General features: G+C 70.5%; 5 protein-coding genes. 3 read left to right on the top strand and 2 right to left on the bottom strand.

Annotation, left to right across the window (positions count from 1 at the left end; all coding sequences use genetic code 11):
- The first annotated feature begins 10 nt into the window (after positions 1 to 10).
- From QSG27_RS15610 to QSG27_RS15600, 3 genes are all read left to right on the top strand, one after another.
- Entirely contained in the window at positions 11 to 493 is a 483-nt protein-coding gene (locus QSG27_RS15610; protein ID WP_306707648.1) for a nitrate reductase cytochrome c-type subunit, read from the top strand.
- Positions 490 to 1,110 (top strand): NapC/NirT family cytochrome c, encoded by a 621-nt coding sequence (locus QSG27_RS15605; RefSeq protein WP_306707646.1) that lies wholly within the window; start codon positions 490 to 492, stop codon positions 1,108 to 1,110. The genes QSG27_RS15610 and QSG27_RS15605 overlap by 4 nt, the downstream gene beginning before the upstream one ends.
- Before the next feature lie 533 nt (positions 1,111 to 1,643).
- Positions 1,644 to 18,515, top strand: a complete 16,872-nt coding sequence (locus QSG27_RS15600) for a Calx-beta domain-containing protein (RefSeq protein ID WP_306707644.1) — start codon at positions 1,644 to 1,646, stop codon at positions 18,513 to 18,515.
- Between the two features lie 70 nt (positions 18,516 to 18,585).
- Here the strand turns inward: QSG27_RS15600 and QSG27_RS15595 are convergent, their stop codons facing one another.
- Both QSG27_RS15595 and QSG27_RS15590 read right to left on the bottom strand, forming a co-directional pair.
- Positions 18,586 to 19,236, bottom strand: a complete 651-nt coding sequence (locus tag QSG27_RS15595) for a flagellar hook assembly protein FlgD (RefSeq protein ID WP_306707642.1) — start codon at positions 19,234 to 19,236, stop codon at positions 18,586 to 18,588.
- 15 nt (positions 19,237 to 19,251) lie between these two features.
- Positions 19,252 to 19,729: flagellar hook-length control protein FliK (locus QSG27_RS15590; RefSeq protein WP_306707640.1), on the bottom strand; the 478-nt coding region annotated here is incomplete at its 5' end.

Genomic DNA, 19,729 nt, shown 5'->3' with positions numbered 1-19,729 from the left:
GAGCCCGTCCATGAAGACCCGCATCACCTTTGCCGCCCTCGCGCTGGCCGCGGCCATGCCGCTCCTGGTGTCCGGCGTGTTCGCCGCGGACGGGACCGCCCCCGCGAAGGTTTCCTCCGGCCCGCACCCGATCACCCTGGACCTCCCCGCCGACCCGATGGCGAAGGAAATCACCGACGATCACAAGCGGGCGCGGAACTACGCCGACCAGCCGCCGCTGATCCCGCACGCGATCCGCGACTATCAGATCGACCTGAACATCAACAAGTGCATGACCTGCCATGACCGCAAGAACACCGAGGGCTCGCAGGCCCCGATGATCTCGGTCACCCACTTCCAGGACCGCGACGGCCAGACGCTGGGCGCGGTCAGCCCGCGGCGCTACTTCTGCACCCAGTGCCACGTGCCGCAGACCGACGCCCAGCCGATCACCGGCAACCGTTTCCGCGACATCGACAGCATCCTGGCGGGCGGAAAGGAAGGCGCCAAATGAAGGGCCTCTTGAGCGTCGTCGCGCGCTTCTGGCGCGTCTTCTCGCGGCCCAGCGTGCATTTCAGCCTGGGCTTCCTGACGCTGGGCGGCTTCCTGGCCGGCGTGATGTTCTGGGGCGGCTTCAACACCGCCCTGGAGGTCACCAACAAGGAAGCCTTCTGCATCTCCTGCCACGAGATGAAGAACAACCCCTACGAGGAGTTGAAGCAGACCATCCACTTCACCAACCGTTCGGGCGTGCGGGCGACTTGCCCGGACTGCCACGTCCCGCACAACTGGACCGACAAGATCGGGCGCAAGATGCAGGCGTCGAAGGAGGTCTGGGGCAAGATCTTCGGCACCATCGACACCCGCGAGAAGTTCCTCGACAAGCGGCTGGAACTCGCCACCCACGAATGGGACCGGCTGAAGGCCAACAACTCCCTGGAATGCCGCAACTGCCACAGCGCGGAATCCATGGACATCACCCGCCAGAACCCGCGGGCGGCCAAGATGCACGAGACCTATCTGTTCACCGGCGAGCGGACCTGCATCGACTGCCACAAGGGCATCGCTCACCGGCTTCCCGACATGAAGGGCGTGCAGCCCGGCTGGACCGGAGCGGTTTCGGCGAACTGAAGCATCAGGACTGAAATCAGGACTGAATCCTGCCCACCGGCCCCTCCGCACGCCTGCGGAAAGGGGCCGGTGGCGTTTTTACAGGTATCGTTTTCGATAACGCACACCCTGGCCTTTTCCGTGGCCTGCTTGACCTGGGCGTCTTGACTTGGCCGTTCCAGCGCTTGCATCGGCTCGGCCCCCGGCGTCCATGCCCGTGTGTCCGCAAGTCAAAGCCCCCGGGCGTTCCGGCCAGCGATTGGCCATGCGGGAATGCGAACCTCTCTAACCACCTGTTTTTGCAGGAACATTAATGCGGCATAACGTCGCATAGGCTGCAATGCGGGATTAAAGCGCGACGAGAGGTTTAGTGACTTCACTTCTTACCGGTTTATCGGCACGCGCCCGTTCATTTGCGTTTTATAAGTTTAACCGTCAATTACATGAAATTACTTGTCATACCATTGAATGGTTTGCCATGAACCGGGGGTTGCAATAAAAGTCGTACGAATGTTAGGAGGAAAGTCGAAAAATTCTCTCTAAAGGGGTACTCGATGTCCGAGCTGACTGGCAATTCGGGAAGCGACATGCTGACGGGTGGTGACGGCAATGACACCCTGTCCGGCGGCGCGGGCAACGACAGTCTGGTGGGCGGCGCGGGCAACGACAGCCTGTCCGGTGGCGAGGGCAGCGACAGCTTGGTGGGTGGCGAGGGCGACGACACGCTGGACGGCGGCGTCGGTTACGACACGCTGACCGGCGGGGCCGGCAACGACACCTTCCTCCTCACTCCCGTCTCCAACACCTCCGGTTACGCCACCACCCGGATCACCGACCTGGGACAGGGCGACCGCATCGACCTGTCGGCCCTGAACGCCACCTACATCGGCACCGGCACCTTCACCGGCACCTCCATGAACAAGGGGCCGGCGCAGATCCGCCTGAACACGACCTACAGCGGCACGCTGGATGTGGACAGCGACGGCGACGGCTTTGCCGACCGCTCCATCTCCATTGACAGCACTCCGACCTTGCGGGAGGTCGCCGGCTCGCCCGGCGTGTTCGAGCGGGTTCCCGACCTGACGCTCACCGGCACGGACGCGAACGAGACGCTGGAGGGCGGCGTCGGGCGCGACACCATCGGCGGCGGGGCCGGCAACGACCTGCTGCGCGGCCTGTCCGGCCACGACAACCTGTCCGGCGGCGCGGGCAACGACACACTGGACGGCGGCGAGGGCAACGACAGCCTGTCCGGTGGCGAGGGCGACGACACGCTGGACGGCGGCGTCGGTTACGACACGCTGACCGGCGGGGCCGGCAACGACACCTTCCTCCTCACTCCCGTCTCCAACACCTCCGGTTACGCCACCACCCGGATCACCGACCTGGGACAGGGCGACCGCATCGACCTGTCGGCCCTGAACGCCACCTACATCGGCACCGGCACCTTCACCGGCACCTCCATGAACAAGGGGCCGGCGCAGATCCGCTTGAGCGCGGACTACGGCATCTCGCTGGCTGTGGACAACGACGGCGACGGCTACGCCGACCGCTACATCTCCGTTGACGGCACTCCGGCCTTGCGGGAGGTCGCCGGCTCGCCCGGCGTGTTCGAGCGGATTCCCGACCTGACGCTCACCGGCACCGACGCGGACGAGACGTTGGAGGGCGGCGGCGGCGCTGACACCATCAGCGGCGGGGCCGGCAACGACCTGCTGCGCGGCCTGTCCAGCAACGACAGCCTGTCCGGCGGCGCGGGCAACGACACACTGGACGGCGGCACCGGCAACGACACGCTGACCGGCGGGGCCGGCAACGACACCTTCCTCCTCACCGCCGCGCCGGGCAACCTCGGTTCCCAAAACACCCGGATCACCGACCTGGGACAGGGCGACCACATCGACCTGTCGGCCCTGAACGCCACCTACATCGGCACCGGCACCTTCACCGGCACCTACCTGAACAAGGGGCCGGCGCAGATCCGCCTGAACACGAGCTACGGCACCATGCTGGAGGTGGACAGCGACGGCGACGGCTTTGCCAACCGCTACATCTCCGTTGACGGTGCTCCGGCTTTGCGGGAGGTCGCCGGTTCGCCCGGCGTGTTCGAGCGGGTTCCCGACCTGACGCTCACCGGCACGGATGCGAACGAGACGCTGGAGGGCGCTGCCGGGCACGACACCATCGGCGGCGGGGCCGGCAACGACCTGCTGCGCGGCCTGTCCGGCAACGACAGCCTGTCCGGCGGCGCGGGCAACGACAGCCTGTCCGGTGGCGAGGGCAACGACAGCCTGTCCGGCGGCGAGGGCGACGACACGCTGGACGGCGGCGTCGGTTACGACACGCTGACCGGCGGGGCCGGCAACGACACCTTCCTCCTCACTCCCGTCTCCAACACCTCCGGTTCCACCACCACCCGGATCACCGACCTGGGACACGGCGACCGCATCGACCTGTCGGCTCTGAACGCCACCTACATCGGCACCGGCACCTTCACCGGCACCTACCCGAACAAGGGGCCGGCGCAGATCCGCCTGAACACGAACTACGCCGGCACGCTGGAGGTGGACAGCGACGGCGACGGCTCGGCCGACCGCTCCATCTCCTTTGACGGCACTCCGGCCTTGCGGGAGGTCACCGGCTCGCCCGGCGTGTTCGAGCGGGTTCCCGACCTGACGCTCACCGGCACGGACGCGGACGAGACGTTGGAGGGCGGCGGCGGCGCTGACACCATCAGCGGCGGCGCGGGCAACGACCTGCTGCGCGGGCTGTCCGGCCACGACAGCCTGTCCGGCGGCACGGGCAACGACAGCCTGTCCGGTGGCGAGGGCAACGACAGCCTGTCCGGCGGCGAGGGCGACGACACGCTGGACGCGGGCGTCGGTTACGACACGCTGACCGGCGGGGCCGGCAACGACACTTTCCTCCTCACCCCCGTCTCCAACACCTCCGGTTCCCAAAACGCCCGGATCACCGACCTGGAACAGGGCGACCGCATCGACCTGTCGGCCCTGAACGCCACCTACATCGGCACCGGCACCTTCACCGGCACCTACCTGAACAAGGGGCCGGCGCAGATCCGCCTGAACACGAGCTACGGCACCACGCTGGAGGTGGACAGCGACGGCGACGGCTTTGCCAACCGCACCATCTCCTTTGACGGCACTCCGGCCTTGCGGGAGGTCGCCGGTTCGCCCGGCGTGTTCGAGCGGGTTCCCGACCTGACGCTCACCGGCACGGACGCGGCGGAGACGTTGAGCGGCGGCGCCGGGCGCGACACCATCAGCGGCGGCGCGGGCAACGACAGCCTGGACGGCGGCGCGGGCAACGACAGCCTGTCCGGCGGCGAGGGTGACGACACGCTGGACGGCGGCATCGGCATCGACACGCTGACCGGCGGGGCCGGCAACGACACCTTCCTGATCTCCAAGCCGGGCGCGGTGGCTTACTACGAGAAGCGCATCACCGACCTCGCGGTGGGCGACCGCATCGACCTGTCGGCCTGGAACGCCACCTTCATCGGCGATGGGGCCTTCACCGGGAAGGATTTGGCCCATGGCCCGGCGCAGGTGCGCGTGCGCACCGACATGTCCGACACCACGCTGGAAATCGACGGCAACGGCGACGGTTGGAACGATTATTCCATCCGCATCTCCGGTTCGCCCGGATTGCAGCCGGTGGCCGGCTCGCCCGGCCTGTTCGAGCGGGCGCCGGACCGGACTCTGACCGGCACGGCGGTGGGCGAGACGCTGGACGGCGGCGCCGGGCGCGATACGATCAGCGGCGGCGACGGCAACGACCTGCTGCGCGGCCTGGGCGGCAACGACAGCCTGTCCGGCGGCGAGGGCGACGACACGCTGGACGGCGGCACCGGCAACGACACGCTGACCGGCGGGGCCGGCAACGACACCTTCCTGATCTCCAAGCCGAGCACGGCGGGGTACGGTGAAAAGCGCATCACCGATTTCGTGGTGGGCGACCGCATCGACCTGTCGGCCTGGAACGCCGCCTTCATTGGCGAGGGACCCTTCACGGGCTCCTACAAGTGGGATGGGACCACCGCCTCCTACGGGCCGCCGCAGATGCGCGTTCGCGTGGACAGCACGTCCACCACGCTGGAAATCGACAGCAACGGCGATGGCTCGGCTGATTACTACCTGTACCTGACCGGCGCGCATGCGTTGCAGGAGGAGACGGCGGGATCGGGCGTGCTGGTGCGCATCCCCGATCAGACGCTGATCGGTACCGACGCGGGTGATACGCTGGAGGGCGCCGCCGGGCGCGATGCGATCAGCGGCGGCGGCGGCAACGACCTGCTGCGCGGTATGGCCGGCAACGACAGCCTGTCCGGCGGGCTCGGCGACGACACGCTGGACGGCGGCACCGGCACCGACACGCTGACCGGCGGGGCCGGCAACGACACTTTCCTCTTCACGCCGAACCCGACCCGCGGCGGGTACGGCAGCACCCAGATCACCGACTTCGTGGTGGGCGACCGTATCGACCTGAGGCCGCTGGGGGCCAGCTACCTCGGCACCGGATCGTTCACCGGCAATTCGATGAACAAGGGGCCGGCGCAGGTCCGCCTGAACACGACCTACGGCACGGTCCTGGAGGTGGACGGCGACGGCGACGGTCTCGCCGACCGTTTCATCTCCATCAATGGTTCCCCCCAGATCCAGGAGGTCGCGGGTTCGCCCGGCCTGTTCGAGCGGGTGCCGGATCAGACTCTCACCGGCACGGACTCGAATGATACGCTGGAAGGCGGCGGCGGCGGCGACACCATCAGCGGCGGCGGCGGCAACGATCTGCTGCGCGGCCTGGGCGGCAACGACAGCCTGTCCGGCGGGCTCGGCGACGACACGCTGGACGGCGGCATCGGTGCCGACACGCTGACCGGCGGCCTCGGCAACGACACCTTCCTGTTCTCCGCGTTGTCCAATTACGGCTACGTCACCATCACCGACTTCAGCCTGGGCGACCGGCTCGACCTGACGGCGCTGGGAGCCACCTTCATCGGCGAGGGGGCTTTCACCGGCAACCCCATGAACAAGGGGCCGGCGCAGATCCGTCTTCGCACCGACTCCTACAGCACCACGCTGGAGATCGACAGCGACGGTGACGGCACCCTCAACCGCAGCATCTTCCTCAACGGCGGCCCCGCACTTCAGCTGGTGTCCGGCACGACGGGCCTGCTCGAACGGGTGCCGGACCGGACGCTGACCGGCACGGCGGCGGGCGAGACGCTGGATGGCGGCGCCGGGCGCGACACCATCAGCGGCGGCGGCGGCAACGACTTGCTGCGCGGCCAGGGCGGCGCCGACAGCCTGTCCGGCGGGCTCGGCGACGATACGCTGGACGGCGGCGCCGGCAGCGACAGCCTGATCGGCGGCGCCGGCAACGACACCTTCCGCTTCGCCAGCCTGAACGACATCAACGGCGACGTCATCGAGGACTTCGCGCAGGGTGATCGTCTCGACCTGTCCGCCCTGGGCGCGACCTTCATCGGCGACGCGCCCTTCACCGGCACCCCGATGGGCGCCGGGCCGGTGCAGATCCGCGTCCGCATGTACGGCGGGCAGACATCCCTGGAAATCGACAGCGACGGCAACGGTTACGCCGACCGCTACATTTACCTGAACGGCGCGCCCTCGCTGCAGCAGGTGGCCGGTTCGCCCGGCGTCTTCGAGCGCATCCCCGACCAGACTCTGACCGGCACGGCGGCGGACGAGACGCTGACCGGCGGGGCCGGGCGCGACACCATCAACGGCGGCGCCGGCAACGACCTGCTGCACGGCCTGTCCGGCAACGACAGCCTGGTGGGCGGCGAGGGCGACGACACGCTGGAAGGCGGCGCCGGGGCCGACACGCTGACCGGCGGCCTGGGCAACGATGTCTACCGGTTCGCCCTGACCGACATCGACAACGACACCATCGTCGACTTCGCAACCGGCGACCGGCTGGAGATCACCGGCCTGACCGCCGCCTTCATCGGCGAGGCTCCCTTCACCGGCAGCTATTCCAGCAACGGCCCGGCGCAGATCCGCGTCCGTGCGGACGCCGGGACGACCGTGCTGGAGATCGACAGCAACGGTGACGGCACGTCCGACCGCAGCATCACCCTGTCCGGCGGGCCGGCGCTGCAGGCGGTCGCCGGTTCGCCCGGCGTCTTCGTGCGCATCCCCGACCAGACGCTGACCGGCACCGACGGGAGCGACACGCTGACCGGCGGGGCCGGGCGCGACACCATCAACGGTGGCGCCGGCAACGACCTGCTGCTCGGCCTGGCCGGCAACGACAGCCTGTCCGGCGGGTTCGGCGACGACACGCTGGATGGCGGGGCCGGCGGCGACAGCCTGACCGGCGGCGGCGGCAACGACACCTTCCGCTTCGCCAACTCGGCCGACGCCGCCGGGGACGTCATCACCGATTTCGCAGACGGCGACCGCATCGACCTGACCGGGCTGGGCGCGGTCTTCATCGGCGACGGCCCCTTCACCGGCACCACCGCCAGCAACGGACCGGCGCAGGTGCGTGTCCGTCAGGACTACAATGTCACCGTGCTGGAGATCGACAGCAACGGCGACGGCTACTTCGAGCGCACCATCTCCGTGAACGGTCAGCACGCGCTGCAACTGGCGGCCGGCTCGTCCAGCGTGCTGGAGCGCATCCCCGACCAGACGCTGACCGGCACCGACGGGAGCGAGACTCTGACCGGCGGGGCCGGGCGTGACACCATCAGCGGCGGCGGCGGCAACGACCTGCTGCGCGGCCTGGGCGGCAACGACAGCCTGTCCGGCGGGCTCGGCGACGACACGCTGGACGGCGGCGAGGGCAACGACACGCTGAGCGGCGGCGGCGGTGCGGACACGTTCCGCTTCGTCACGGGGCCGATGAACAACGGCTACACCACCTACAGCTTCGACGTCATCACCGACCTCGAGGTGGGTGACCGCATCGACCTGACCGGTCTGAACGCCACCTTCATCGGCAGCGGCGCCTTCACCGGAAACTCCAGCAACCACGGGCCGGCGCAGGTGCGTCTGCGCCAGGACTCCAGCGTCGTGCTGGAAATCGACACCAACGGCGACGGCAACGCCGACCGCTACATCCAGCTGGGCAACGGAGCGGCGCTGGAGGAGCTGGCGAACGCGCCCGGCATCCTGGTGCGCGTGCCCGACCGGGCGCTGACCGGTACGGCGGGCGACGACGAACTGAACGGTGCGGCGGGGCGCGACACGCTGGCCGGTGGCGCCGGCAACGACACGCTCCGCGGCTTCGCCGGGAACGACAGCCTGTCCGGCGGGGCGGGCGACGACCTTCTGGAAGACGGGATCGGCTTCGACACGCTGTCCGGCGGCACGGGCAACGACACCTTCCGGATCGCCGCGGCACCGGTCGGAACCGTGTTCAGCTACTCCACCTATTCCGGCACCACCATCAGCGATTTCGCCCAGGGCGACCGCATCGACCTGTCGGCTCTGAACGCCGTCTTCGTGGGTGAGGACGGCTTCCCGGGGAACGGTGCCGCGGCGGTCCGCATCCGCACCGATCTCACCAACGGCACGATGCTGGAGATCGACAGCAACGGCGACGGCATCAGCGACCGCTATATCCAGCTCTCCGGCACCCATGCGCTGGAACCGCTGGCGGGCTCGCCCGGCATCCTGGTGCGCGTGCCCGACCGGACGCTGTCCGGCACGGCGGGCGACGACGAGCTGAACGGCGGGGCCGGGCTCGACACCGTCAGCGGCGGGGCGGGCAACGACCTGCTGCGCGGCATGGGGGCCGCCGACAGCCTGTTCGGCGGCGACGGCGACGACACGCTGGACGGCGGCCTCGGGCGCGACATCCTGACCGGCGGGGCCGGCAACGACGTCTTCCGGTTCGACGGCATCGGCGACGTCGGGAACGACGTCATCACCGATTTCGGTCCGGGCGACCGCATCGACCTGTCGGAAATGGGGCTCCAGTTCATCGGCGAGGGCGCCTTCACCGGGCGCTATCCCAACTATGGCCCGGCGCAGGTGCGCTACCGGGCGGACGTCGGCGGCACCGTGCTGGAGATCGACAGCAACGGCGACGGTTCGGCCGACCACTGGATCACTCTGACCGGCGCCCACGCGCTGGAGCAGCTGGAGGGTTCGCCGGGCGTGCTGGTGCGCTCCGCCGACCGCTCCGTGATCGGGACCGAGGGCGCGGAGACGCTGACCGGCGGGCCGGGCTTCGACAGCCTGTGGGGCGGCGGCGGCAACGACCTGCTGAACGGCCTGGGCAGCGGCGACGTGCTGGACGGCGGGGCCGGCGACGACACGCTGGTCGGCGGCGACGGCGCCGACCTGCTGATCGGCGGCGACGGCAACGACACCTTCCGCTTCACCGAGGCCAGCCAGCTTGCCGGAGACCGCATCTCCGACTTCACGGCCGGCGACCGCATCGACCTGTCCGCCTTGAACGTCGCCTACATCGGCGAACAGCCCTTCACCGGCACCTTCTCGCAGCCGGGACCGGGGCAGGTTCGCCTGACCACCGTCGGGGACGACACCCAGCTCGAATTCGACCTGACCGGCGACGGCGTGGTCGATGGCCGGATCGTCCTGTCGGGCTCGCACGGCCTTCTCGTCGATCCGAACGCACCGGGCGTGCTGATCCGGGTTTCGGACGTGGTTCGGAACGGGACCGGCGGAAGCGACACGCTGGAAGGCGGGGCGGGCAGCGACACGCTGTCCGGCGGAGACGGTGACGACACGCTGTCCGGCCTGGGCGGTGCCGACAGCCTGGACGGCGGGGCCGGAAACGACCTGCTCCTCGGCGGAGCGGGCGCGGACCTGCTGCGCGGCGGCGCCGGCGCCGACACGCTGGAGGGCGGGGCCGGTTCCGACCAGCTCTTCGGCGGCGAGGGCGGCGACACCTTCCGCTTCACCAACGTCAACGACATCTACGGCGACCGCATCGCCGATTTCGCGGACGGGGACCGCATCGACCTGTCGGCGCTGAACCCGGTCTACATCGGCTCGGCGGACTTCACCTCCTACCCCAACGGCGGTGGTCCGGTTCAGGTCCGCTCGGTCATCTCCGGCGGCACGACCCGCATCGAAATTTCCAGCAGCGGCTTCGGCTGGGCCAACACCTATTTCACGGTGACCGGCGAGCATGATCTCCGGGCCGATCCGAACGCGCCGGGCGTGCTCGTCCGCGTTCCGACCCAGGCGCTGACCGGCACCGACGGGAACGACAGCCTGACCGGCGGTCCCAGCCGCGACACGCTGTCCGGCGGGGCCGGCAACGACACGCTGGCGGGCCTGGGAAGCAACGACCTGCTCCAGGGCGGCTCGGGCGACGACGTGCTGGCCGGCGGCGACGGGGCGGACACGCTGGAAGGCGGCTCGGGTGACGACACGCTGAACGGCGGCGCCGGCAACGACACGCTGGAAGGCGGCGCCGGCGACGACCGGTTCGTCTTCGGCTCGGCGTCGGAGATGAACAACGACCGCATCCTCGACTTCGGCCCCGGCGACCGTCTCGACCTGTCGGCGCTGAACGCGCGTTACCTCGGCGAGGGCGCGTTCACCGGCACCCCGTCCGCTCCGGGCGGTGCGGAACTGCGCGTCTACTACAGCGCGGGCACCACGACGCTCGTCCTCGACGCCAACGGCGACGGCACCGGTGACGCGGGGCTGGTGCTCAACGGCGTCGTGCCCCTGGTCGAGCTGGCGGGATCGCCGGGCGTCCTCATCACGGAGCATGGGAAGGCCCTGACCGGCACGGAGGGCGACGACAGCCTGGCCGGCGCCTCCGGTCCCGACACGCTGATCGGCGGGGCCGGGAACGACACGCTGAGCGGCGATTACGGCAACGACCTGATCGTCGGCGGGGCGGGCAACGACACCCTCATCGGCGGCGACGGCATCGACACGCTGGAGGGCGGCGACGGCGACGACACGCTGAACGGCGGTCCCGGCGGCGACCTGATGACCGGCGGCGCCGGGCGGGATTACTTCCGCTTCAACCGGGCCGGCCACATCGACGGCGACCGCATCACCGACTTCGGCGCCAACGACCGCATCGACCTGCGCGACGTGAACGTCACCTTCATCGGCTCCGCGGCCTTCACCGGCAGCATCGCGCAGCCCGGCCCGGCGCAAGTGAACGCCGTCCTCGTCGGCAGCGGCCCGCTGGCTGAAACCCGGCTGGTCTTCGACATGAACGGCGACGGCATCGGTGAGCGGGTGCTCATCCTGTCCGGCACCCACACGCTGATGGCGATGCCCGGCAATTCCGGCGTCCTGATCCGCGTGGACGACCTCGTTCTCACCGGGACGGATGCGGGCGAAACGCTGGAGGGCGGCGCCGGGCGCGACAGCCTGTCCGGCGGCGCCGGCAACGACAGCCTGACCGGCGGCGTGGGCAACGACACGCTGTCCGGCGATGCCGGCGACGACACGCTGGTCGGCGGGGCGGGCACCGACCGCCTGACCGGCGGTACCGGGAACGACACCTTCGTCTTCGCCGCGGACGACATTGCGGGCGACCGCATCACCGACTTTACGGATGGCGACCGCATCGACCTGTCGGCGTTGAACGCGGCCTTCATCGGCTCCGCGGCCTTCAGCGGCACGGGGGGCGCGCAGATCCGCGTGTCCGCCGTGGGCGAGCCGGGCTATCGGAACACGCTGCTGGACATCGACCTGAACGGCGACGGCCAGACCGACCGCAGCATCGAGATCGCCGGGGAGCATGTGCTCCAGGCCGACCCGCAGACGCCGGGCGTCCTGGTCCGCGCCGCCGGCCAGCATTTCGAGGGCGCCGGCGACGCCGACAGCCTGACCGGCGGTGCCGGCGACGACACTCTGAACGGCGGTGCCGGCAACGACACGCTGAACGGCGGGGCGGGGCGCGACCGGCTGGACGGCGGCAGCGGCGACGACACGCTGCTGGGCGGCGACGGGGCGGACACGCTGACCGGCGGTGCCGGCAACGACGTCTTCCGCGTGCTGACCGTGGGCGACGCCGCGGGTGACCGCATCCAGGACTTCGCGGACGGCGACCGGCTCGACCTGTCGTCGCTCAACGCCACCTTCATCGGCGGCGGCGCCTTCACCGGGTCCCCGGTGAATCTCGGCCCGGCCCAGGTCCGCTTCGCGGTCACCGGGGTGGAAGGCCAGCAGCGCACCCGCGTGGAGATCGACGGCGACGGCAACGGCACGGCGGACGCCGTGATCGAGCTGGCCGGTGCCCATGCCCTGCGGGAAGACGGGGCGGGCATCCTGGTCCGCGTCTCCAACAAGACCCTGACCGGCACCGGCGCGGCGGAGACGCTGACCGGTGGCGAGGGGGCGGACAGCCTGTCCGGCCTGGGCGGCGACGACCGGCTGGACGGCCTGGGCGGTGACGACCGGCTGGACGGCGGCGACGGCAACGACACGCTGACCGGCGGCGAGGGCGGCGACGCCCTGTCCGGCGGGGCCGGCAACGACAGCCTGACCGGCGAAGCCGGCAACGACACGCTGACCGGCGGCGAGGGCGACGACACTCTGGTGGGGTCGGAAGGCCGCGACGAGCTGACCGGCGGAGCCGGCAACGACACCTTCGTGTTTGCCCGCGCCACCGACATCGACGGCGACCTCATCACCGACTTCGCCACGGGCGACCGCATCGACATCTCCGGCCTGTCGGCCAGCTTCCTCGGCACCACGCCGTTGTCCCAGCGCTTCGGCACCGGCGTGGCGGTGAACTACGTCAACTCCGGCAGTGGCGCCTTCGCCACCACCGACCTCCAGTTCGACGTGAACGGCGACGGGGTGGCGGACCGCGTCATCCATCTGGCCGGCACCCACGCGCTGGCCGCCGATCCGTCCAACAGCGGCGTTCTGGTCCGTGTGACCGCCATCTCCGCCACGGGCGGCGACGGCGCGGACACGCTGACCGGCGGTGCGGCGTCCGACACGCTGACCGGCGGGGCCGGCAACGACCGTCTCGACGGCCTGGGCGGTGCGGACTTCCTCTATGGCGGGACCGGCGACGACACTCTGGCCGGCGGGGCCGGCGAGGACGTGCTGAGCGGCGGCGAGGGCAGCGACAGCTTCCGCTACGCCACCGTGGCGGAGGCGAACGGCGACCGTATCACCGACTTCGCGGCGGGCGACCGGATCGACCTGTCCGGCATTCCCTTCACCTTCGTGGGCAGCGGTCCCTTCACCGGCACCGTGGCCCAGCCGGGTTCGGCGCAGGTCGGCTTCCGCTTCGTCACGTCCGGCGGCGCCACCACCCAGGTGCTGTTCGACACGAACGGCGACGGCGTGACGGACGCCACCCTGACGCTGGCCGGCTTCCACGAGCTTCAGGAGGCCGAGGGCAACCCCGGCGTGCTGGTGCGCGCCACCGGCCTGACCCTGACCGGCACCGCGGACGCCGACACGCTGACCGGCGGCGACACCCCGGACCGGCTGAGCGGGCAGGCCGGCGACGACCGGCTGTTCGGCAACGGCGGCAACGACAGCCTGTCCGGCGGCATGGGCAACGACAACCTGAGCGGCGGCGACGGGGCGGACCTGCTGTCCGGCGACGCCGGCGACGACACGCTGAACGGCGGGGCCGGCGACGACACGCTGAACGGCGGCGACGGCAACGACCTGTTCCAGGCCAGCGGCGGCACCGACGACATCAACGGCGGCGCCGGTCTGGACGCGGTGGTCTTCACCGACGCGAAGGCGAACTACGACATCGCCAACAACGGCGGGACGATCACCGTCACCCACGCCCGCGGCACCAAGGCGGACGGCATCGCCCGCATCACCGCGGTGGAGGAGCTGCGCTTCACCGACCAGACGATGGACCTGACGCCGGCCACGGCCATCGGGGCGCGGCTGATCAGCGGCCTGGGCGGCACCGCCGGCTTCGGCGAGAACGAACTCGACCGCAGCAACGACGGGTCGAGCGCCTTCATCGACATCCGGTCGGTCTTCGCGGACGGCATCAACGTCTTCGGCAAGGTCTACACCGGCTTCTACATCAACACGAACGGCAGCATCTCCTTCGACGCGCCGCTGTCCGCCGGACCGTCGGCCGACGCGCTGTCCGCCTCGGCCCCGGCGATGATCGCGCCCTTCCTGTCCGACGTGGACACGCGGGGCGGCACCGGCTCGGCGACTCCGGGCGGCACCTCGCAGGGCACCAACCGCGTCTACTACGACCTGGACCCGGTCACCGGGACCATCGTCGTCACCTGGGACGACGTGGCGGCCAACGGCGGCACGGACGGGGCGCGCAACGCCTTCCAGCTCGTGCTGACCAACGCCAACGGCACCACCGGGCGCAAGGCCGGGGACTTCGACGCGGAGTTCCGCTACGAGTCGGTCAATTGGGCGCAGACCGGCGGGAACGCGGTCGCGCGGGCCGGCTACACCGCCGGCAACGGCGACACGTCCGGCCTGTTCATCCTGCCGCAGTCGGGCGGCGAGGCGGGGATGCTCGCCCTCGACACCACGGCGGGCAACACGGGCAGCAACGGCCTGTGGCGCTTCCAGATGACCGGCGGCACCGCGTCGAACGTGCTCCCGGCGGTCGTCGCCATCGAGCCGGGCCAGTTGTCGAAGGCGGAAGGCAACAGCGGCACCACCCGCTTCACCTTCACGGTCACCCGCTCCGGCGACACGACCAGCGCGGTGTCGGTCGGCTACACGGTGGCCGGCACGGGCAGCAACCCGGTCGGTTCCGGGGATCTGTCGGGCGGTCTCCTGCCTTATGACGGCACGGTTTCCTTCGCGGCGGGCGAGACCAGCAAGACCATCTCGGTGGACGTGCTGGGCGACACCGTGGCCGAGGCGAACGAGACCTTCGCGGTGACCCTGGCCACCCCGGCGGACGGCTCCAACATCAAGCTGGGCAACCGTCAGGCCACCGGCACCGTCCTCAACGACGACAACCAGGCGCCGCCGCTGCCGCCGGGCTTCCGTCCGGGCGCCAACTGGGGCGACCCGCATCTGGTGACCTTCGACGGCTTCTATTACAGCTTCCAGGCGGTCGGCGAGTTCACCTACGTCAACGCCAAGTCGGGCGACGAGCGGGTCGTGCAGCTCCGCACCGCGGCGCTGGGCGACGCGGTGTCGATCAACACGGCGGTGGCGACGAAGATCGGCACGGCGCGGGTGTCCATCAACGCGAAGGACTCCGCGCACCCGCTGCGCATCGACGGGGTGGCGACGGACATCTCCGACGCCGCCGGGTCGATGGCCGTGGGCGACGGGCACATCTTCCGGTCCGGCAACGTCTACACCATCGTCTATTCGAACCAGGAGCAGATGATCGTCACGGTCGAGGCCGACCGCATCGACCTTCAGCTCTTCCTGGCGCCGAGCCGCGCGGCGGGGTCGATCGAGGGCCTGATGGGCAACCTCGACGGCAACGCCTCCAACGACCTGGCGCTGGCCGACGGCACGGTCCTGTCCCAGCCGATCGACTATTCGGTGCTGTACGGCAGCTACGCCGACGGCTGGCGGGTGTCGCAGCAGACCTCGCTGTTCGATTACGGCCAGGGCGAGACGACGGCGACCTACACCGACCGCAGCTTCCCGCGGCAGGTGCTGTCGGTGGATGCCCTGCCCGCGGCGCTGCGCGAGCGGGCGGAGGCTCTGCTGGACGCCGCCGGCATCACCGATCCGGCGCTGCGGCAGGCGGCCCTGCTCGACGTGGCGCTGACCGGCGACGCCAGCTTCCTGAAGGGCGCCACGCAGGCGGACGCCCCGACGCAGCAGTCCACCACCTCGAACGCGCCCCCCGCCGCTCCGGTCATCACCATCGCGGCCCGCACCGCCACGGTGACGGAGCGCAACAGCGGCAGCACGAACGTCGTCTTCGACGTGTACCGGACGGGCGACTCCAGCGCCGATCTGGTGCTCGACTTCGCCGTGACGGGCTTCGGCACGTCGGCGGCGGACGCCGCGGACTTCGGCGGGCAGCTCCCCAGCGGGACGGTGACGCTGGCCGCCGGCCAGACCTCCGCGACGGTCACCGTCGCGGTGGCCGGCGACGCGGTGGCGGAGGCCGACGAGACCTTCGCCGTCACCCTGTCGCAGCGAGCCGGTTCGCCCACCCAGGCCGTCATCGCGGCACCGCGGGCCACGGTGACGATCGAGAACGACGACGGCGCGCTCACCCCCCGCCTGGACATCGCGGCGGCCTCGGCCATCGTGCAGGAAGGGGCGGGCGCCAAGGCGACCTTCACCATCGTGCGCAGCGACAACGCGCTCGACCCGGTCAGCGTCACCTACACGGTGGCGGGCAGCGGGCCGAGCCCGGCCTCCGCGGCGGATTTCGCGGGCAACGCCTTCCCGACCGGCACCGTCAGCCTCGCGGCTGGCGAGACGACGAAGACGGTCGAGATCGCCGTCGCGATGGATGCCCTGAACGAAGCGGACGAGACCTTTACGGTCACGCTGTCCAGCCCGAACGGCGCCACCATCGGCACGGGGGTGGCGACGGGCATCATCAAGAACACCGCCCCGCCGCCGTCCGATCCGCCGTCGCTGTCGATCGCGGCGGAGACCGGCAGCGCCGCGGAAGGCAACGACGGCACGACGGCGCTGACCTTCCTGGTCACCCGCACGGGCGACACCTCCGGCTCCACCACCGTGTCCTACGCGGTGGCGGGCAGCGGGGCCGCCCCGACGTCCGCCGGCGACTTCGCCGGTTACACCCTGCCGCACGGCACGGTCACCTTCGCGGCGGGCCAGCAGACGGCCCGGATCACCGTCAACGTCCAGGGCGATCGGGACGTGGAGTCCGACGAGACCTTCACGGTCACGCTGTCGAACCCCAGCGGCGGCACGATCGGGACGGCTGTGGCGACCGGCACCATCCGCAACGACGACGTGGCGACGGGCGGCAACACCGGTCCCGGCGGCGGTTCCAACAACAACTCCGGCGGCGACAACACCGGCGGCGGCACCAACAACAACACCGGTGGCAACAACACCGGTAGCGGCTCCAACAACAACTCCGGCGGCAACACCACCGGCGGCGGCACCAACAACAACACCGGCGGCAACACCACGGGTGGCGGCTCCAACAACAACACCGGTGGCAACAGCTCCGGTGGCGGTTCCAAGCCGGTCGGCGACGAGACGGTGAACGGCGTCGTGGTCCAGACCCGGACGGGCAGCGCCCCCTCGGGTGTGAACGTCGCCTTCGTCGAGACCGGCCTCGCCCAGGCGGTGCCGGCAGGCAGCCGGGACGGCGTGACCGTCGCGCTGATGCAGGATGCGGGCAACGCCCCGCTTCTGCAGGCGAACGTGGCGGCGGGCGGCGGGCTCTCCGCCTACGGCCCGCAGTCCACGGTGGAGAGCGGCCAGATGGCCGGCGTCTTCACCGGGATGCTCGCGGCCCTGCTGCCGGACAGCCGGACGACGGCGATCCGGAACGAGGTGGCGAACTTCGCGGCGGCCGCTGCCGGCGCGATGACGCTGCGCACGCTGACCCCGACGGGTCCTGGGCCGGTCACCATCACCGGCACCGCCACCGCCGGGGCGCCGCGCGAGGCGCTCATCATCAACATGGGCAGCAACGCCGGCGGTTCGGTCGTCCTCAACCAGGTGGACTTCGCGGTTCTGGTCGGCCAGGGCACCTTCACCGGCGGAGAGGGCAACAGCCTAACCATCGGCGACGACAGCGCCCAGACCATCAACCTCGGCCCGGGTGACGACACCACCCGCGGCGGCGGCGGCAACGACGTGGTGGTCAGCACCACCGGACGCGACCTGCTGGCCGGCGACGCGGGCAACGACACCCTGCACGGCGGTGACGACGACGATACGGTGACGGGCGGTGACGACGACGACGTGGTCGGCGGCGGCAACGGCAACGACCTGCTCAGCGGCGACGCCGGCAACGACTGGCTGATGGGCGAGGACGGCAACGACACGGCCATCGGCGGCGACGGCAACGACGTGCTGTTCGGCATGAACGGCGACGACCTGCTGACCGGCGACGCGGGCAACGACACCATCGTGGGCGGGGACGGCAAGGACTCCATCCTCGGTGGGGCCGGGGCCGACCTGATCGGCGGCGGTGCCGGCGACGACCTCATCGACGGCGGCGACGGCAACGACGCCCTGGTCGGCGAGGACGGCAACGACACGCTGTTCGGCGGCGACGGCGACGACGTCCTGTGGGGCTTCGGCGGCGACGACTGGCTGATCGGCGGTGCGGGGAAGGACGTCTTCGCCTTCACGCTCGGCGGTGGGAACGACTATGTGTTCGAGTTCAACCCGGACGACGACGTCCTGGGCTTCGCGGTCCCCGGCATCACCATCGCGGACATCAAGGCGAGCGCCCAGACCGTCGGCAAGAGCACCGTCTTCACCCTGTCCGACAAGACCACCATCACCGTGGTCGGCCTGACCGGCGTCAGCGACTCCTGGTTCTCGTAAGGGGCAAAAGGCCGGCGGGGGAACGTCCTTCCCCCGCCGGCCTGCGCGCCGTCTGCAAAAAATTGAAAAATCAGGACGCGGACAGGATGTCCGTGCCCTTCACCGTGGCTCCGCCCTTCAGGACGAACTGCGTCTCGCCGTTGACGCTGCGCACCTCCTTCACCGTGTCGGTCGTCACCGTGGCGGCGGTCAGGGCCTTGCCGGCCTTGTCCTTCGCCGTCACGCGGACGAGGTAGGCGCCGTCCGCGGCGGTGGCGCCGTCGCTGCGCCGGCCGTCCCAGGTGAAGGTCTGCCGGCCCGTCTTCGGGCTTCCGGCGGCGCTGTGGATCACCTGACCGGCGTCGTTCAGCACCTCGATCTTCACCGACGCGGCGGCGCCGTCGATGGCGTAGGCCATCTCCGCCTTGCCCTCCGACAGGCTGATGCGGTCCGACGCGGCTTCGACCTTGCGGCCCAGATAGGCCATGTCCAGCCGCATGCCGCTGTTCTTCAGCGTGTCCAGCACCTGCCCCAGAGTCTGGTTCGTCTGCACGCCCTGCTCGACGGTGGAGAGCTGGGCGAGCTGCGTCATGAACTGGGTGGCGTCCATGGGCGACAGCGGGTCCTGGTTGCGGAGCTGAGCGGTCAGCAGCTTCAGGAACGCCTCGTAATCCACCGTCTGCTTCTTCGCGGCGGTGGAGGTGGCGGATGTGGCGGTGTTGGTGGCCGCGGTCGTGGTCATGGCGGGTCCTTGCGGCTAGACGAAGATGTCGACGAGACCGTCGATGGAGCGGGCGGCCCGTTCGGACGGCAGGGCGGTGGACGGTTCCGCGAGGCGGACGGCCCGTCCGGGACCGTTCTCCCGTCCGCCCGTCCCGTCCCCCTGGCCGGAGAAGGCGAAGCCGCGCGGCTCGCCGTCGCCGCGCAACGAGAAGTTCAGGGTGCCGCCGTCCAGCTCGAACCCGGCGTCGGACAGGGCGCGTTCCAGATGGTGGATGTCCCGGCGCAGCAGGGCCAGCGTCTCCGGGCTTTCGGCCTGGACATGCAGGGCGACGCGGGCGCCGGTCAGTTCGGCGACGACGCGGACGGGGCCAAGCTCCTCCGGCTTCAGGTCGATATGGAACTCGCCGCCGCCCGCCTCGACGACGCGCACCAGTTGGGTCGCCACCTGGGCGGCGGGCAGCCGCGCCGCGGCGCCTTCGCCGGGATGCGCCGCGTAGTGGGCCGCCGCGTGG

It is taken from the genome of Azospirillum isscasi (assembly GCF_030849505.1).
Classification (GTDB): domain Bacteria; phylum Pseudomonadota; class Alphaproteobacteria; order Azospirillales; family Azospirillaceae; genus Azospirillum; species Azospirillum isscasi.
The sequence above is the reverse complement of the archived record's forward strand: the minus strand, read 5'-3'. Positions and strand labels throughout refer to the sequence as shown.

Bases quoted from the DNA above. Each gene is read 5' to 3' on its own strand.
- QSG27_RS15600 (WP_306707644.1), top strand. From the start codon at position 1,644: ATGTCCGAGCTGACTGGCAATTCGGGAAGCGACATGCTGACGGGTGGT.
- QSG27_RS15595 (WP_306707642.1), bottom strand. From the start codon at position 19,236: ATGACCACGACCGCGGCCACCAACACCGCCACATCCGCCACCTCCACC.
- QSG27_RS15610 (WP_306707648.1), top strand. From the start codon at position 11: ATGAAGACCCGCATCACCTTTGCCGCCCTCGCGCTGGCCGCGGCCATG.
- QSG27_RS15605 (WP_306707646.1), top strand. From the start codon at position 490: ATGAAGGGCCTCTTGAGCGTCGTCGCGCGCTTCTGGCGCGTCTTCTCG.